The sequence below is a fragment of the Streptomyces sp. NPDC005004 genome (assembly GCF_053600675.1).
Genome location: NZ_JBSGAH010000018.1, coordinates 60,917 through 76,351, shown reverse-complemented (window position 1 = coordinate 76,351; position 15,435 = coordinate 60,917). Strand labels below are relative to the sequence as shown.

15 protein-coding genes and 2 pseudogenes are annotated in these 15,435 nt (G+C 71.9%); 12 read left to right on the top strand and 5 right to left on the bottom strand.

Annotation, left to right across the window (positions count from 1 at the left end; genetic code table 11):
• Positions 1 to 21: 21 nt before the first annotated feature.
• On the top strand, positions 22 to 750 hold the full coding sequence (locus tag ACWEEU_RS24175) for a response regulator transcription factor (RefSeq protein ID WP_385739364.1): 729 nt from the start codon (positions 22 to 24) through the stop codon (positions 748 to 750).
• Positions 750 to 2,219 (top strand): HAMP domain-containing sensor histidine kinase, encoded by a 1,470-nt coding sequence (locus tag ACWEEU_RS24170; protein WP_451734899.1) that lies wholly within the window; start codon positions 750 to 752, stop codon positions 2,217 to 2,219. Before ACWEEU_RS24175 ends, ACWEEU_RS24170 begins: the two co-directional genes overlap by 1 nt.
• Before the next feature lie 77 nt (positions 2,220 to 2,296).
• Here ACWEEU_RS24170 and ACWEEU_RS24165 read toward each other — a convergent pair whose 3' ends face one another.
• The gene (locus ACWEEU_RS24165; protein WP_385739370.1) at positions 2,297 to 2,593 is read right to left on the bottom strand and encodes a hypothetical protein; all 297 of its coding nucleotides are present in this window, start codon (positions 2,591 to 2,593) and stop codon (positions 2,297 to 2,299) included.
• A 332-nt stretch (positions 2,594 to 2,925) separates the two neighbouring features.
• On the opposite strand from ACWEEU_RS24165, the gene ACWEEU_RS24160 reads away from it, so the two are divergent.
• Complete coding sequence (locus ACWEEU_RS24160) at positions 2,926 to 3,894, top strand: MerR family transcriptional regulator (RefSeq protein ID WP_451734939.1); 969 nt, start codon at positions 2,926 to 2,928, stop codon at positions 3,892 to 3,894.
• Here the strand turns inward: ACWEEU_RS24160 and ACWEEU_RS24155 are convergent.
• Complete coding sequence (locus ACWEEU_RS24155; RefSeq protein WP_451734897.1) at positions 3,883 to 4,368, bottom strand: hypothetical protein; 486 nt, start codon at positions 4,366 to 4,368, stop codon at positions 3,883 to 3,885. The two genes, ACWEEU_RS24160 and ACWEEU_RS24155, sit on opposite strands and share 12 nt — an antisense overlap.
• Positions 4,369 to 4,535: 167 nt before the next feature.
• Between ACWEEU_RS24155 and ACWEEU_RS24150 the strand changes: the two genes are divergently transcribed.
• On the top strand, positions 4,536 to 4,925 hold the full coding sequence (locus ACWEEU_RS24150; RefSeq protein ID WP_451734895.1) for a hypothetical protein: 390 nt from the start codon (positions 4,536 to 4,538) through the stop codon (positions 4,923 to 4,925).
• Positions 4,926 to 5,008: 83 nt separating this feature from the next.
• Positions 5,009 to 6,325, top strand: a complete 1,317-nt coding sequence (locus ACWEEU_RS24145) for a hypothetical protein (RefSeq protein ID WP_451734893.1) — start codon at positions 5,009 to 5,011, stop codon at positions 6,323 to 6,325.
• On the opposite strand, the gene ACWEEU_RS24140 is transcribed toward ACWEEU_RS24145, so the two are convergent.
• Positions 6,303 to 7,178: a YhjD/YihY/BrkB family envelope integrity protein gene (locus ACWEEU_RS24140; protein WP_451734891.1), complete on the bottom strand. Its 876-nt coding sequence runs from the start codon at positions 7,176 to 7,178 to the stop codon at positions 6,303 to 6,305. The two genes, ACWEEU_RS24145 and ACWEEU_RS24140, sit on opposite strands and share 23 nt — an antisense overlap.
• A gap of 259 nt (positions 7,179 to 7,437) precedes the next feature.
• On the opposite strand from ACWEEU_RS24140, the pseudogene ACWEEU_RS24135 reads away from it, so the two are divergent.
• The 3 genes and pseudogenes from ACWEEU_RS24135 to ACWEEU_RS24125 form a co-directional block, all read left to right on the top strand.
• Positions 7,438 to 7,737 (top strand): annotated as a pseudogene (locus tag ACWEEU_RS24135) (MBL fold metallo-hydrolase); the annotation flags it as partial.
• 112 nt (positions 7,738 to 7,849) lie between these two features.
• Positions 7,850 to 8,023 (top strand): annotated as a pseudogene (locus ACWEEU_RS24130) (alkyl sulfatase C-terminal domain-containing protein); the annotation flags it as partial.
• A 91-nt stretch (positions 8,024 to 8,114) separates the two neighbouring features.
• The gene (locus ACWEEU_RS24125) at positions 8,115 to 9,557 is read left to right on the top strand and encodes a fascin domain-containing protein (protein ID WP_385739385.1); all 1,443 of its coding nucleotides are present in this window, start codon (positions 8,115 to 8,117) and stop codon (positions 9,555 to 9,557) included.
• Between the two features lie 58 nt (positions 9,558 to 9,615).
• Here the strand turns inward: ACWEEU_RS24125 and ACWEEU_RS24120 are convergent, their stop codons facing one another.
• Both ACWEEU_RS24120 and ACWEEU_RS24115 read right to left on the bottom strand, forming a co-directional pair.
• A complete protein-coding gene (locus tag ACWEEU_RS24120) occupies positions 9,616 to 10,005 on the bottom strand; it encodes an ABC transporter permease (RefSeq protein ID WP_451734889.1) in 390 nt (129 codons plus the stop codon).
• Between the two features lie 185 nt (positions 10,006 to 10,190).
• Positions 10,191 to 10,856, bottom strand: a complete 666-nt coding sequence (locus ACWEEU_RS24115; protein WP_385739391.1) for a hypothetical protein — start codon at positions 10,854 to 10,856, stop codon at positions 10,191 to 10,193.
• A 409-nt stretch (positions 10,857 to 11,265) separates the two neighbouring features.
• On the opposite strand from ACWEEU_RS24115, the gene hemL reads away from it, so the two are divergent.
• From hemL to ACWEEU_RS24095, 4 genes are all read left to right on the top strand, one after another.
• Entirely contained in the window at positions 11,266 to 12,591 is a 1,326-nt protein-coding gene (gene hemL / locus ACWEEU_RS24110) for a glutamate-1-semialdehyde 2,1-aminomutase (protein WP_385739394.1), read from the top strand.
• A 56-nt stretch (positions 12,592 to 12,647) separates the two neighbouring features.
• Positions 12,648 to 13,301 (top strand): histidine phosphatase family protein, encoded by a 654-nt coding sequence (locus ACWEEU_RS24105; protein WP_385739492.1) that lies wholly within the window; start codon positions 12,648 to 12,650, stop codon positions 13,299 to 13,301.
• 174 nt (positions 13,302 to 13,475) lie between these two features.
• Positions 13,476 to 14,741 (top strand): polysaccharide deacetylase family protein, encoded by a 1,266-nt coding sequence (locus ACWEEU_RS24100; RefSeq protein ID WP_385739397.1) that lies wholly within the window; start codon positions 13,476 to 13,478, stop codon positions 14,739 to 14,741.
• 102 nt (positions 14,742 to 14,843) lie between these two features.
• Positions 14,844 to 15,434 carry a TlpA family protein disulfide reductase gene (locus ACWEEU_RS24095; protein ID WP_451734886.1) on the top strand — a complete coding sequence of 197 codons (591 nt, stop codon included), beginning with the start codon at positions 14,844 to 14,846 and terminating at the stop codon, positions 15,432 to 15,434.
• The last annotated feature ends 1 nt before the right edge of the window (position 15,435 follow it).

Sequence of the window (15,435 nt, the reverse complement as noted above, 5' to 3'; positions counted from 1 at the left end):
GCGGCTTGGCAGACTGGTCGGGTGCCCCAGACTGTGCTCCTCGCCGAAGACGACCGCGCCATCCGCCACGCCCTGGAGCGTGCCCTCACCCTGGAGGGCTACGCGGTGACGGCGGTCGCCGACGGTGTCGAGGCGCTGGCGCAGGCCCACCGCACCCCGCCGGACGTGCTGCTGCTCGACGTGATGATGCCCGGCATCGACGGCCTCCAGGTCTGCCGGGTGCTGCGCGCCGAGGGCGACCGCACCCCGATCCTGATGCTCACCGCGCTGGTGGAGACCGCCGACCGCATCGCGGGCCTGGACGCGGGCGCCGACGACTACGTGGTCAAGCCGTTCGACGTGGAGGAGGTCTTCGCCCGGCTGCGCGCCCTCCTGCGCCGTACGACCCCCGCCCCGGCGATCCCGGCCCCCGCCGTCAGCCCGGAGGACCGTCCGGTGGTCTCCGAGCGCCACCAGGTGGGCGCCGCCGGGCTGCGCATGGACCTCCAGGCCCGCCGCTGCTGGCGCGGCGCGCGCGAGCTGGAGCTGACCCGCACCGAGTTCGAGCTGCTGGAACTGCTGGTGCGCAACGCGGGCATCGTGCTGGACCACTCCACGATCTACGACCGCATCTGGGGCTACGACTTCGGCCCCGGCTCCAAGAACCTCGCCGTCTACGTCGGCTATCTGCGCCGCAAGCTGGACGAGCCGGACGCCCCGCAGCTCATCCACACCGTGCGCGGTGTGGGTTACGTGCTGCGGGAGGAGTAGTGGCCCGCCCCTGGCGGACGCCGGGCCCGTCCCGGACGGGCCGGACCAAGCTGGTCTCGCTGCGCACCACCTTCGCGGTGTCCTTCGCCGCCGTCACCGCCGCCGTCACCATCCTGGTCGGCATCCTGTCGTACGGCTCGGCGGCCCGGCTCGTCCGGGTGGACCAGCAGTCGGTGTTCACGCAGGTCGTGCAGGACGTACGGGACGAGGTCCGGCAGCACGACATGACCCCGGACGACTTCTCCTCCTCCCGCCCCGGGCACGATCTCGTACGGCCCGCGCGCACCGACGTGCAGGTGCTGGGCGCGGGCGGCGGCATCGTCGACCACGGCAGCCCGGTGCTGCCGGTGACCGCCGCCGACCGGGCCGTCGCCGGGGCGCGGACGGCCGGGAAACTGGCCGAGCACAAGGACGTACGGGTCGGTGAGGACCTGTTCCGGATCGCCACCGTCTCGCTCGGGGACGGCAAGGGCGCGGTGCAGGTGGCGCAGGAGTTCAGCGACACCGAGGACCTGCTGCGCACGCTCCAGCAGCGGACGCTGATCCTGATGTCGGCGGTCGTGGTGGGCGCGGGGCTGTTCGGCTGGTGGCTGGCCCGCCGCATCACCCGGCGCCTGGTGGTGCTCACGGCGGCCGCCGAGGACGTGGCCCGTACCCGGCGGCTCGGCATCGAGGTGCCCGTCGCCGGGCTGGACGAGGTCGGGCGGCTGGGCCGCGCCTTCGACCGGATGCTCGGGCGGCTCGCGCAGTCCGAGGAGGACCAGCGGCGTCTGGTCCAGGACGCGGGGCACGAGCTGCGCACCCCGCTGACCTCGCTGCGGACGAACATCTCGCTGCTCCGGCGGCTGGACGAGCTGCCGCCCGGCACCCGTGAGGAGCTGGTCGCGGATCTCGGGCAGGAGGCCCGTGAGCTGACCGATCTGGTCAACGAGCTGGTCGACCTCGCCGCCGGGCAGTCCGACTCCGAGCCGCCGCAGCGGGTGGACCTGGCCGACGTCGCGGAGGACGTGGTGGGGCTCGCGGGGCGTCGTACCGGGCGGGAGATCGTGCTGCGGGTCAGCGGCGACACCCGGACCGAGGGGCGGCCCGGGATGCTCCAGCGGGCGATCTCGAACCTGGTCGAGAACGCGGCGAAGTTCGACCGGGACGGCAGCGCCCCCATCGAGGTCCGCGTCACCGGGCCCGTCCGCGCGGGCACCGTCCGTGTGGAGGTCCTCGACCGGGGTCCGGGCATCGCCGAGGGCGACCTCATCCGCATCTTCGACCGCTTCTACCGCGCCGCCGACGCCCGCTCGCTGCCGGGCTCCGGCCTGGGTCTGTCCATCGTCCGCGAGGTGGCGACGGCCCACGGGGGCGCGCCGTTCGCCTACCGGCGCGAGGGCGGCGGCGCGGTGATCGGGTTCACGGTGGGGGGCGGCCCGGCGGGGGAGGGGGCACGGGGGGAGTCGCGGGGTGGCGGGGTCGGGTGACCTCGGGGTCGGACCGCCGGGACGGCCGTACCGTGGGGCGGCGCGTGCCCTGAGTCGCCCCGTGCTCCGGGGTCCGGTCAGTCGCCGCCGGGGGTGTCCCGGCGGGACGTCGCGAGGGTCCAGGCGAGATTGCCCGCCGCCGCTCCGGCCGCGACCGCCGCGACGATCACGCCGCCGGTCGCGAGGCCGTCGCTGAACAGATGCGGACGGCGGTCGAGGCTGTGCAGGCCGAAGCCGCACAGCTCGTACACCCCGACGGCGGCGACGACGAGGCTGATGATCAGCAGGGTCAGCGTGGGGGTGAGGTCGCGCAGATCGGTGCCCGCCGTCGTACCCGGCGTCGCCGGTCCCGTGTCCGGTCGCGTCTCCTGCATGTCTCCCCTGGTGAACTGGATGGTGGCCGGTGGCCGAGGGCGGATGGAAACCCACGGTATGGAGGACGGTCCCGGGGCGGGTCCGGTGCCACGCACACCGGCCGATGTGCGTCACTGGTCGGGGTGACGCCCGCGTCGGCCGGCCGGAGCCGGTGACGCGGCCTTTCCATGATGACCGAGATCGCGGACACCTCCTTACGGGACGCGCGGACCGCCCCGCGCGGGCGCCCCGCCTCACGCCCCCCGGCCGCCCTTGACCCTGCCCCCGGGGGCAGGGTTTAGCGTGCCGTGACATGACGGACGTCGAGAGCGGTGCGGAGGGTACGGCCGGGATGCGGATCGGGGAGCTGGCCCGGCGGGCCGGGACCACGGTCAAGGCGGTTCGCTACTACGAGTCCCTCGGTCTGGTCGCCCCGTCCCGCCGCCCGAACGGCTACCGCAGCTACGACGCGGCCGACCTGCGCCTGGTCCAGGAGATCCGGGCGCTGAAACGCCTCGGCATCCCCGCCGAGCGCACCCGCCCCTTCCTCGACTGCCTGACATCGGGCCGGACCCACGCGGACTGCCCGGCGTCACTGGCGGGATACCGCGACGCGGCTGACGAACTGGCCTCGCGCATCGAGGAGTTGACGGCGAGGAAGGCGGTGCTGCTGGCGCGCCTCGAAGCGGCCGCGAGCGCCCTGCCGACGGCCGCGCGACCCCTGCCGAAGGAGACCCGGGCGATGCACGACGACCACCTCACCCTGCCCTCCGGCCTGCCCGTCCCCCCGGACGACGGCGCCGCCGCCCATCTCCCCGGCGCCCGGATGCCGTCGCTCACCCTGCCGGACACGGCGGGCGGCACGGTCCGGCTCGACGGTCTCGGACCCGGCCGTGCGGTGATCTACGTCTACCCCCTCACCGGCCGCCCCGGCACGGACCTCCCCGAGGGCTGGAACGCCATCCCCGGTGCCCGGGGCTGCACGGTGGAGTCGTGCGGCTTCCGCGACCACTTTGAGGACCTGCGGGCGGCGGGCGCGGAGCGGGTGTACGGGCTGTCCAGCCAGGACACCGGCTATCAGCGCGAGGTCGTGGACCGGCTCCGGCTGCCGTTCCCGATGCTCTCCGACCCCGCTTTCGCGCTCGCCGGGGCGCTGGACCTGCCGACGTTCGAGGCGTCGGGGAGGCGTTTGTACAAGCGGCTCACGCTGGTCGTCCGCGCCGGAGTGGTCGAGCACGTCTTCCACCCGGTCTTCCCGCCCGGCGAGCACGCGGGGCAGGTGCTGGAGTGGCTGCGCGAGCGCCGGGACTCAGTGGCGTAGTGCCGTCGCCACCGTCGCGTGGATGTCGCCGCTCAGCTTGCGGTGGCTGCGGGCGGTGGCCTGGCGGTGGGAGCCCGCGCTGACGTTGTCGATGGTCACGACGACGGTGTCCAGCAGGTTGCCGCTCTTGTCGTCGAAGTTGACCTGCACGACGAAGGACTTGCGGGAGTCGGTGGTGTTCTTCGCGGTCACCGCGACGTTGGCCCGGCCGTCGGAGTCGGTGGTGATCCCGCCCAGCGTCACATCGCTCTTGGCGTTCACCCCGCCCTTGACCTGGTCCAGCTTCCGCTTGGCCTCCGCCGTGGCCGACGCCAGCGAGTCGGACGCCCGGGAGGCGAGGGAGGACGCCGCCGAGGCCGCCTTGCTCGCGCTGTCCGACGGGGTGCTCGACCCGTCCGAGCACCCGGCCGACGCCAGCCCGAGCGCCAGCGCCACCACGGCCCCGGCCGTCCCTCGTATCCAGTAGCCCGCCATGTCCCGCCTCCATGCCTCGCGACGATCACCGCTCCCCAGTCAAGGGGCGCGCGTCCGACCCCGCACGCCGGGTGGGACGCCCGTGCGACCGGTCCACCCGAACGGGTCAGTGACGCCCCCTAGGGTGATCGCACTGAGCGGTTCCCCTCTCCGACAAGGTGTCCCGAATGGGAAGCTGGATCTTCGCGCTCGCCTTCGCCGTCGTCGGTGCGACGTGTCTGCGGTTCCAGAAGGGCAAACGGCTGCGGAGCGCCGCGAGCGCGTTGATCGTCGTCGCGGTGCCGTCGTATCTGTTCGGTGCGTTCGCCGTCCTGTTCGCCGACCCGGCCCGGATGTGCGAACAGCCCGGCGACCCTCTCCCCGAACCCCTTTTGGACCGGTTCGACCAGGGCTTCCTCCCGCTGCGTGCCGACTGCCGCTGGCCGGACGGCCACGTCGACTCCCTCCTCCCGGTCTGGGTGAACCCCCTGATCTGCGCCTGCCTCGGCGCGGCCGCCGTCTGCGTCGTCGCCGCGGTCGTCCTGCGCCACGGCACTCGAACAGCCCACTGTCGCTAGCGCGCGCACCCCGCCCGGGTTCTGCTGCTCACAGGTGTCCGTCCGGCCGGGCCGGGTGGGGCCGGAGTGGAGGAGTACGGGCTATGGCGCAGGAGCAGCCGTCGGAGCGGGAGGACTGGGACGCGTTGCGGGCCCGGGTGGCCGCGCTGGAGGAGCAGCGGCCCCGGCGGACGCGAAGGCACCCCGGGCGGGCCGTTGTCGCCTTCGTGCTGATCGTGCTCGGCTGTCTCCTCGCGCCGCTCGGGATCGTCGCCGCCTGGACCGCCGATCTCGCGGACGACACCGACCGGTACGTCGCCACCGTCGCCCCGCTGGCCCGCGACCCCGCCGTGCAGGACGCGGTGGCCAACCGGGTCACCGACGCGCTGATGGACCGCCTGGACATCCCCCGGCTGCTGGAGAAGGTGGCGCCGAAGGACCGGCCGCTCGTCGAGAAGGCGCTCGGCGGCATCGGCAACTCGCTCCAGGGAGCGGTGCGCAGTTTCGTCGACGACAAGACGAGGGAGGTCGTCGCCTCCGACCGGTTCGCCACGTTCTGGACCAACGCCAACCGCCAGATCCACACCAGCGTGGACAAGGCACTCACCGGCAGCGGAGGCGGCGCGGTCCAGCTGCAGGGCGACAAGGTGCAGATCGACCTCGCCCCCGTCATCGAGCAGGTCAAGGACCGGCTGGTCGGCGCGGGGCTCGGCCTCGCCGGCAAGATCCCCGAGGTGCACACCAGCTTCACCGTGCTCCAGGCGGAGGAGGTGGGCAAGCTCAAGACGTACTTCCGGCTGCTGGACCTGGCCGGTCTGTGGGTGCCGGTCATCGCCGCCGTCCTGCTGATCGCGGGCGTGCTGACCGCCGTCCGGCGCCGCCGGGCGCTCGTCGCCGCCGCGCTCGGCTTCGCCTTCACCGCCCTGCTGCTCGGCATCGGCCTCACCGTCTTCCGGGTGATCTACCTGGACGCGCTCCCCGCCGACGTGTCCCAGCCCGCCGCCGAGGCCGTATACGACACTCTCACCCGGTTCCTGCGCACCGCCGTACGGGCCGTGATCACCCTCGGCGTGGTCGTCGCCCTCGCCGCCTGGCTCTCCGGGCCCGGCCGGTACGCGCGCGGCGCACGGCAGTTGTGGCACACCGGCATCCACGCCGTACGCGGCCAGGCCGACCGGTTCGGGATGCGGACCGGGCCGGTCGGGCCGTTCGTGCACCGGTTCCGGGTGTGGATCGAGTGGCTGCTGGTGGCGGGCGCGATCGTGGCGTACGTCCTCTGGGACCGCCCGACCGGGTGGGTGGTGGTCGGGCTGGCGCTCGCGCTGCTGTTCGCGCTGGCGGTGGTGGACTTCCTGGCGGAGGCGCCGGACGACGGGGGAGGCGACGCGGCAGCCGTGGTCAGTCCGCCCGGTCGTCCTTGAGCCGTCCCGCGCCGCCCTCCTCAAGCCGCTCCGTCCCCAGCCACCGGTTCAGCGGCGGCTCCTGCGCCAGCACCGCCCCGATCGTCACCGCGAAGGTGATCGCCGCGCTGAGCACGATCAGCCAGGACAGCAGCACCAGCACCAGACCGAGGGATCCGTACTCGCGCAGGGAGCGGTTGAGCGCCTGCGGCATGTAGATCCGCGCGGTCAGGCTCAGCGCGGTCGAGGCGGCCGAGGCCAGCAGCGCGCCCGGCAGCAGCGCGATCCACCGCACCCGCCCCGCGAGCAGCAGCCGCTGCGTCCACAGCCAGAGGCACGTGGCGACCAGGAAGAGCAGTGGGGTGCCGAGCCACAGCCCGACGCCGAAGCCGTCACGCACCGGCGCCTGGAAGAGGAGCACCAGCACCAGTACGAGGAGCCACACCACCCACCGCCAGGCCGCGATCCGCGTGCCCGCCCTCGGCAGCCCCCACGCCCGCTCGCACACCCGCTCCATCGCCCGGCTGAAACTGGTCGCCGAGGCCAGTGTGATCACCAGCCCGATGATCCCGGTGGTCTCCCGCGACTCGGGGTCGGTGGACTCGTTCAGCACCCGGTCGAGCTGCTGGCTGGAGCCCCCGGTCAGCCCGAACACGGCCCGCAACGAGTCCTGCAACTGCTCCCGCATCCCCTCCGGCGCGAACGCGGCGAACGCGAAGAGCAGCGGCACGGCGGCCAGGAACGCCTGCGCGGCGAGCCGGGTGGCCGCGTCCAGCAGGTTGGCGGAGAGCAGGCGGCCGGTGAGCGCGGTGACGACGGGGAAGCGCCGTTCGGCCTCCGCGCGCAGCCCCGCCAGCCGCGCCTTCCACGCCATACCGCCTCCCGACCCGCACGGCCCTCGGACACCCAGTCAACGGGTCGGTCGGCGCGGGCGGCGAGCGGTACGCGTCCGATCGGGCGCGCGGTGGTCCGTACCCGCGCTGCCCTGTACGGCGTACGCCCGCTCGTGCGCGCTCCCGCGCCGGGCGAGGCCGGCAGAGCCGGGTCCGCGCGCGGGCCGTCGTACGGTTCGCAGCCCGGGGGAGTACGAGACGGCGTTCAGCAGCGACGGCAGCGGACCCACCGAGCCCGCCATCGCCGAGGCCAACGCGGAGGTCGCCCGCCGACCGCCGTTCCAGGACACCCGGGACCTTGCGGACGCGCGGCGCGGCTTCATGGGCACGGCGGCCGAGCACCTGATCAAGGACGCCGACGGGCGCACGGTGTGGGACCTGGACGCCTACGGCTTCCTCGACCTTGAGTGCCCGCCCACCGCCGACCCGAGCCTGTGGCGGCAGAGCCGGCTGTGCTCCGAGCACGGGATGTTCGAGGTGACCGAGGGCATCTACCAGGTGCGCGGCTTCGACCTGTCCAACATGACGATCGTGGAGGGGCCGACGCCCTCGAACAGCTCGGCTACGGCGCGGAGAACGGCGCCTGGCGCAACTTCTACCTCATGGGCGCGCTGGAACTCCGGCACGGCTCCGTCGGAACCGCGCGTGGGACGCGGACCTCACCCTCCCGGCGCCCGACCTGCGCGCCCTGCTCCTCGGCACACTCACCCCGGCGCAACCGACGTCGCGTCCGGGGGTGTCACTGACGGGCGACGCCTCGACACTGCCGAGGCTGCTCTCCCATCTCACCGAACCCGAACCGGACTTCGCGATCGTCACGCCGTGAGCGGAGCGGGAGCACGCACCCTTGTCCCTGAGCCGTAGCGCCCCTAACGTCAAGATCGTTTAGGTCAACGACTCACCAAGACAAGGGAATCATGCGAAGACTGTGTCTTCTTCTGGCGACCGTGCTGGCCGCCCTCACCGGCGTGGTGGCACTGCCCGCCACGTCCGCGCTCGCCGCCTCGGCCCCGCCGTCGTCCACCGGTCAGCGCTGGGCCCTCAAGGTCAACGGGGTGTACGTCTCCGCCGAGGTCAACGACTCCGGCGACCAGAACGGCAAATTGCGGGCCCGCTCGACCTCCGTGGGGAGCTGGGAGACCTTCACGCTGCACACCGACAACATCAAGGGCGTCGGTTACGGCACGACCGTCTCGCTCCGGAACGAGGAGAACGGTCTCTACGTCACCTCGGAGGTCGACACCACCGGCACCCAGAGCGGGATGCTGCGCGCCCGGGGTACCAACAGCGGCTCCTGGGAGCGCTTTTACGTCGTCCCGCAGGGCGGAGGCCAGTTCGCGCTGAAGTCCGCCGCCAACGGCCTCTACGTCACCGCCGAGTTCAACTACACCGGCGGCGACCAGGGTCTGCTGCGCGCCCGTTCCTCCTCGGTCGGCAGCTGGGAGCGCTTCACCTTCGAGGCGGTCGGCGGCACCGGCGACACGGGCGCACCCCCGCAGTCGGCCGTGACGGCCTCCGGGCGGCACGACATCGCCTCGTGGAACGTGTGCGCCAACAACAACGACAGCGCGGCGTGCAAGCTGCAGTACGCCGACGGTGACACCGTCGGCACCAACGTCGCCTCCGGCGTGGCCGGTTACCTCAACCACCGCCCCGAGGCGATCTTCTTCCAGGAGATCTGCGAGAAGGCCGCCAAGCCGCTGGAGCTCCAGTTGGAGAGCCGGCTCGGCGGTGGCTGGGACGTACGGTTCGCGCCCACGTACTACAAGGTCGTCGCCGCCGACGGCACCACAGGCACCGGTCTCATGGCCCAGAAGACCTGCTCCGACAGCGCCAGCGGCACGGACCGGGGTTCCTTCGGCATCGCGCTGGCGGTCAAGGACACCAACACCTGGTACCGCGGCTACACCCTGCCCTCGCCCGACAAGAAGGAACAGCGTCCCGCCCTGTGCGCCACCGTCCCCGAAGCCGGGACCGTCTACTGCAACGCGCACTTCAGCAGCGGCTCGTACTTCGTCGACGGCAATCAGGCCGGTGACGACCCCGACGGCACGTACCGCCGCCAGCAGTCCGACGCCCTCAAGGGCATCGTCGACGGCCTCCAGGGCCGCGGCTACACCCCCTTCCTCGGCGGCGACCTCAACACCACCACCGCCGACGTCTCCGTGCTGTCGAGCCTGTACGCCTCCCACCAGGAGTGCGCCCAGCCCACCCCCGCCTCCCCCCAGACCGGCGCTCCCACCGACGGCAACAACAAGATCGACTACCTCTTCGGCCCCACCGGCGCCACCTACGCCTGCGAGGTCGTCGACCCGTCCCTCTCGGACCACCGCATGATCCACGCGACGATCACGCTCTGACGCGGCGCCCTGCGGCCGGGCGGGGTGCGTGCGACCCGGCCGCAGGTGACCTCGTCCGTCACTCCCCCCGCCCCTGATCCCACCGGAACCTCCGCACCGCCACCACCGCGCCCGCCGCCCCCCACAGCGCCAGTACGCCGAAGTCGCTCCAGGGGAGGGTCGCGGGGCCCGGGGTGAAGGCATGGAGGAGGGCGTCGTTGAAGGGTTTCACCGGGAGGGCGGAGGCGAGGGAGTTCAGGGCGGGGGAGTGGATCGGCATGTAGGTGCCCGACATGAACACCAGCGGGAACAGGACCAGTTGGACCACCGCAGGGGCCGCTTCCGCGTTGCGGATCAGGGCGGCGACCGCGACGCCGAGGGCGCAGAAGGCGGCGGCGCCGAGGAGGAGGGCGCTGGTGAGGGCGGGCCAGTGGGAGGGGGCGGGCAGGGGAACGGTCGTGTACGGCACCCGCCTCCGGCTCCCCGGCACCCGACTCTCGGAGGGTCGGTCCCCGCGGCAGCCGGTCGGCGCCTTCGCCGCGATCGGTCACCTCGGCCGGCCGGCCTACCCCGCGCACCGACGCGCGCGTACCGCACCCGGGCAGGGCTGTCGGCCACGACGCGCGGTCGACGGACCGACGCCCCGACCGGCCGTCAGGGCCAGACCAGGCAGTACGGCTGATGCCCCGCCTCATGCAGACGGTGACTGAAGTCCTGCCACTCGTGCAGCAGTTGGTACACGTTGAACGCGTCCCGCGGTCCGCCCCGGTCCGGGACCGTCGACCAGATGAACGCCGCCGCGCCCACCGCTTCCTCGCCTATGTCGCGGAGGGGGTCCACCACGGTCATGGGGAGTTTGACCACCGCGTAGTCCGGGTGCAGGACGACGAGTTCGAGTGGCGGCACCTTGTGCAGGGGGACGCCCTCGATGCCCGTCAGCACCATCGCCGCCATCGTCTCCGGCTTGATCTTGGTGAACATGCCGTTCATGCCCAGCTCGTCGCCGCCGAGTTCCTCGGGACGCATCGAGATGGGGACGCGGGCCGCGGTCGCACCGTCCGGCGCACCGAAGTACTTGTACGTCACCCCCACCCGACCACCATTCCTGCTCCCCAACCGGAGGCTCTCGGCCCGGTCGTCGGGCCGGCGGTCGATCTGCCGGTCGTGCCGCTCGGGCTCACTCGGTACACCCTGTGTCTGACGTGCGTCAGCCTGACGTGCTTCGGTCGCTTCCTCCGCTTCGCGCCGGTGCCTTCCCCGCCGGGCTCGCCGAGGACCCAGGTCATCAGTCCCCTCGCCCAGTCCGCCACCGCGATGCATATCTCCACCCGAGTGCTTTTCTAGGACGCGTGGCCCCCGCCGCGCAACCCGATCATCGTGTCAGTGACCTCCCCCACGGCCGCCCGCCGAAACGTGCGGTGAATCTTCAGTCCGCAGGAAAACCCCCGGTCCCCGATCACTACGTGCCGCATGAGGTGTGTGTATCAGGTGTCAGTCTCGCAGATCGTCAAAGATCGGCCAGGGGTTCCGGAAGGAAGGCCAGGCGGACCCCGATCGAAAGATTCGAACCCCCCGTCCGAACCCCCGTCCGCGCCGTCGCACCCGCACTTTCACCCCCACCCCGCACCCGCAGCGCGCCCCCCGCTCCCCCTCTCCCTCCCGCCCCACCGCCTACTCTGAGGGAGTCACCCCGCAACCGGAGTCCGAGAAGCCGGAGTAGTCGCACGCCATGAGTGCCCAGAGCGAAACGCCCTATCCCTACGACGCGCCCGCATCCCAGGCGCTCTTCGACCGTGCCTCCGCCGTCACCCCGGGCGGGGTGAACTCCCCGGTGCGCGCCTTCCGCGCCGTCGGCGGCACGCCCCGGTTCATGGTCTCCGGCAGCGGTCCGTACCTGACGGACGCCGACGGGCGCGAGTACGTGGACCTGGTGTGCTCCTGGGGTCCGATGATCCTCGGGCACTCGCACCCCGAGGTCATCGCCGCCGTGCAGGAGGCGGTCGCGCGCGGCACGTCCTTCGGCACGCCCGGCGAGGGCGAGGTCGCGCTCGCCGAGGAGATCGTGGCCCGGATCGCCCCCGTGGACCAGGTGCGCCTGGTCAGCAGCGGCACCGAGGCGACCATGAGCGCGATCCGGCTGGCCCGCGGCTTCACCCGCCGCGCCAAGGTGATCAAGTTCGCCGGCTGCTACCACGGCCACGTCGACTCCCTGCTCGCCGCCGCCGGTTCCGGTGTCGCCACCTTCGCGCTGCCCGACACCCCCGGTGTCACGGGCGCGCAGGCCGGGGACACGATCGTGCTGCCGTACAACGACCTGGAGGCCGTGCAGGAGGCGTTCCACCGGCACCCGGGCGAGATCGCCTGTGTGATCACCGAGGCGTCGCCGGGCAACATGGGCGTCGTCCCCCCGGACCCCGGGTTCAACCAGGGTCTGAAGGACGCCTGCGCCAAGAACGGCGCGCTGTTCATCTCCGACGAGGTGATGACCGGCTTCCGCACCTCCCGCGCGGGCTGGTTCGGCGTCGACGGCGTCGTCCCGGACCTGATGACCTTCGGCAAGGTGATGGGCGGCGGCTTCCCCGCCGCCGCGTTCGGCGGCCGCGCCGACGTCATGGCCCACCTCGCCCCGGCGGGCCCGGTCTACCAGGCGGGCACCCTCTCCGGTAACCCGGTCGCCACCGCCGCCGGTCTCGCCCAGCTCCGGCTGCTCGACGACGCGGCGTACGACAAGGTGAACGCGGTCTCCGCGCAGATCCAGGCCCTGGTCACCGAGGCGCTGAGCAAGGAGGGCGTGACGCACCGGCTGCAGACCGCGTCCAACATGTTCTCGGTGTTCTTCACCGACCGCCAGGTGCGTACCTACGAGGACGCCAAGCGGCAGGAGTCGTTCCGCTTCAACGCGTTCTTCCACTCGATGCTGTCGGACGGCGTGTACCTCCCGCCGTCGTCCTTCGAGTCCTGGTTCGTGTCCACGGCCCACGACGAGCGGGCCATCCAGAAGATCGCCGACGCCCTCCCGGCGGCGGCCCGAGCCGCCGCGGAGGCGACCGCGTGAGCACCCACACCGGTGACAACGGGACGAACGAGCAGGACATCACGGTCGTCCACGTCATGCGGCACGGCGAGGTCGACAACCCCGCAGGTGTCCTCTACGGCCGTCTGCCCGACTACCACCTCTCCGAGCTGGGGCGCCGGATGGCCGAGCGGGTCGCCGAGCACCTCGCCCCGCGCGACATCACCTACGTCGTCTCCTCGCCGCTGGAGCGCGCGCAGGAGACCGCCACCCCGATCGCCAAGGCGCACGGGCTCGACCTCGCCACCGACGAGCGGCTGATCGAGGCCGAGAACGTCTTCCAGGGCAAGACCTTCGGTGTCGGCGACGGCGCGCTGCGCAAGCCGGAGAACTGGAAGCACCTGGTCAACCCGTTCAAGCCGTCCTGGGGCGAGCCGTACATCGACCAGGTCGTGCGCATGACGGGCGCGCTGAACGCGGCCAAGGACCGGGCCCGGGGGCACGAGGCGGTGCTGGTCAGCCACCAGCTCCCGATCTGGATCCTGCGCTCCTACGTCGAGCGGCGCCGGCTCTGGCACGACCCGCGCAAGCGGCAGTGCACCCTCGCCTCGCTGACGAGCTTCACCTTCCGGGGTGACAAGATCGTCTCCGTCGGCTACAGCGAGCCCGCCATCGACCTGGTCCCGGCCCACCTCCACGCGGGTGCCAAGCCCGCCAAGGGTGCCGGACAGGGCAAGGCGTTCGGGGCCTGAACGAGCCGGGGCGGAGCCGGGACCGGGATATCGCGGTCCTGAATCCGCCCATAAGGCGTAGTTCGCGTGTCTTTGTCGTGTCCGCCGCGAAAATGACGGTGGATCACGGAACCTACCCGTTCGTCACGCCCTCTGACTGAGTGACACCAGCGGGCGTGACGGATCGGGGAACCCATGCACACCATCTCCCGGAGGGGAATACTCGGGCTCGGCGCGGGCGCGGCGGCGGCCGCGGGACTCGCGGGCTGCGGGACCGTGAAGTCCGCCCACTCCCCGGACGCCGGCGGCCATGGGCCCGGTTCCGGGAAGCACGCGGGAGACGGCAAGAGTCATCCCGCCCGCCCCAAGGCCCGCCCCATCGGCGACGGCTCCACCTCCTTCACCGGTGCGCAGCCCCACCAGCCCGCCCGCCCCGAACCGCTGGAGCCGGGCCAGACCCCGCCCCAGTTCGTGGTCTTCTCCTGGGACGGCGCCGGAGAGGTCGGCAACGGCCTCTTCCCGCGCTTCCTGGATCTGGCCAAGGAGCACGGGGCGAGCATGACCTTCTTCCTCTCGGGGCTCTATCTGCTCCCGGAGTCGAAGAAGCGGCTCTACAACCCGCCGAACAACCCGCGCGGCGCCTCCGACATCGGCTACCTCACCGACGCGCACGTCAAGGCCACGCTGGCCAACGTCCACCGGGCGTGGCTGGAGGGCCACGAGATCGGCACCCACTTCAACGGCCACTTCTGCGGCGGTTACGGCACGGTCGCCAACTGGACGCCCCGTCAGTGGAAGAGCGAGATCGAGCAGGCCAAGTCCTTCGTCAAGGAGTGGCGCACCAACACGGGCTGGACCGACCTGCCCTCGCTCCCCTTCGACTACGACAAGGAGCTGACCGGCGGCCGTACGCCCTGTCTGCTCGGCCAGAACAACCTGCTGCCCACCGCCCGCGAGCTGGGCTGGCGCTACGACGCCTCCTCGCCCGGCGGCCGCCAGGTCTGGCCGTCCAAGCGGCTGGGCGTCTGGGATCTGCCCCTTCAGCAGATACCTTTCCCCGGACACTCCTTCGAGGTCCTGTCCATGGACTACAACATGCTCGCCAACCAGTCCGTGAACTCGACCAACGCCCCCGCCTACAACTACCCGGGGTGGCGCAAGCAGTCCGCGCAGGCGTACATATCCGGCTTCCAGCGGGCCTACGAGACCAACCGCGCGCCCTTCTTCATCGGCAACCACTTCGAGCAGTGGAACGGCGGTCTCTACATGGACGCGGTCGAGGAGGCGTTCAAGCACATCGCGCGCGAGAAGGAGAAGGGCGCCGACGTGCGTCTCGTCTCCTTCCGCCAGTTCACCGACTGGCTCGACGTGCAGAAGCCCGAGGTCCTCGCCGGGCTGCGCACGCTGGACGTGGGGCAGAAGCCCGCCGGGGGCTGGAAGGGATTCCATGCCAAGGCGTGACGGCGTGTCCGTTTTGCCCGGTGTAAATACCGGCTGAAATGGGGTTTTCCGCCAGCAGGGGGGCGCGCGAAAGCCCCGGAACAGCCATGCGAAACTTTTCACATGAGTACCCGTAGCCGCGCCGCTCTGCTCGGTGCCGTGACCGCCCTCGCGGCCCTGGGCCTGTCCGCGTGCGGCAACGGCGGAATCTCCGGCGGGGGCGGCGACACCAACTTCGTCACCGGCGACAACGGCGTCGACACCGTCGCCCCGGCCCGCCGCGTCAAGGCACCGGACCTGTCCGGGAAGACCATCGACGGCAAGAGCCTGGACGTCGCCGACTACCGGGGCAAGGTCGTCGTCATCAACGTCTGGGGCTCCTGGTGCGGTCCCTGCCGCGCGGAGGCGAAGTACTTCTCCAAGGTCTCCAAGGAGTACGCGGACAAGGGCGTGCAGTTCGTCGGGATCAACACCCGCGACTCCAACACCACCCAGCCCCGCAACTTCGAAAAGGCCAACGGCATCACGTACCCCAGCCTGTACGACCCCACGGGCAAGCTCATGCTCCGCTTCAAGAAGGGCACGCTCAACCCGCAGCTCATTCCCTCCACCCTGATCATCGACAGGCACGGGAAGATCGCCGCGCGCGCCCTGGAGCAGCTCGACGACCTCGCGCTGCGGGAGATGCTCAAGCCGGTCGCGGCGGAGAAGTGAC

Coding starts and splice junctions, on each gene's coding strand:
- ACWEEU_RS24155 (WP_451734897.1), bottom strand. CDS start 4,368: ATGGCGGGCTACTGGATACGAGGGACGGCCGGGGCCGTGGTGGCGCTG.
- ACWEEU_RS24125 (WP_385739385.1), top strand. CDS start 8,115: ATGCGAAGACTGTGTCTTCTTCTGGCGACCGTGCTGGCCGCCCTCACC.
- ACWEEU_RS24160 (WP_451734939.1), top strand. CDS start 2,926: ATGCGGATCGGGGAGCTGGCCCGGCGGGCCGGGACCACGGTCAAGGCG.
- hemL (WP_385739394.1), top strand. CDS start 11,266: ATGAGTGCCCAGAGCGAAACGCCCTATCCCTACGACGCGCCCGCATCC.
- ACWEEU_RS24115 (WP_385739391.1), bottom strand. CDS start 10,856: ATGCATCGCGGTGGCGGACTGGGCGAGGGGACTGATGACCTGGGTCCT.
- ACWEEU_RS24100 (WP_385739397.1), top strand. CDS start 13,476: ATGCACACCATCTCCCGGAGGGGAATACTCGGGCTCGGCGCGGGCGCG.
- ACWEEU_RS24150 (WP_451734895.1), top strand. CDS start 4,536: ATGGGAAGCTGGATCTTCGCGCTCGCCTTCGCCGTCGTCGGTGCGACG.
- ACWEEU_RS24165 (WP_385739370.1), bottom strand. CDS start 2,593: ATGCAGGAGACGCGACCGGACACGGGACCGGCGACGCCGGGTACGACG.
- ACWEEU_RS24105 (WP_385739492.1), top strand. CDS start 12,648: ATGCGGCACGGCGAGGTCGACAACCCCGCAGGTGTCCTCTACGGCCGT.
- ACWEEU_RS24095 (WP_451734886.1), top strand. CDS start 14,844: ATGAGTACCCGTAGCCGCGCCGCTCTGCTCGGTGCCGTGACCGCCCTC.
- ACWEEU_RS24145 (WP_451734893.1), top strand. CDS start 5,009: ATGGCGCAGGAGCAGCCGTCGGAGCGGGAGGACTGGGACGCGTTGCGG.
- ACWEEU_RS24140 (WP_451734891.1), bottom strand. CDS start 7,178: ATGGCGTGGAAGGCGCGGCTGGCGGGGCTGCGCGCGGAGGCCGAACGG.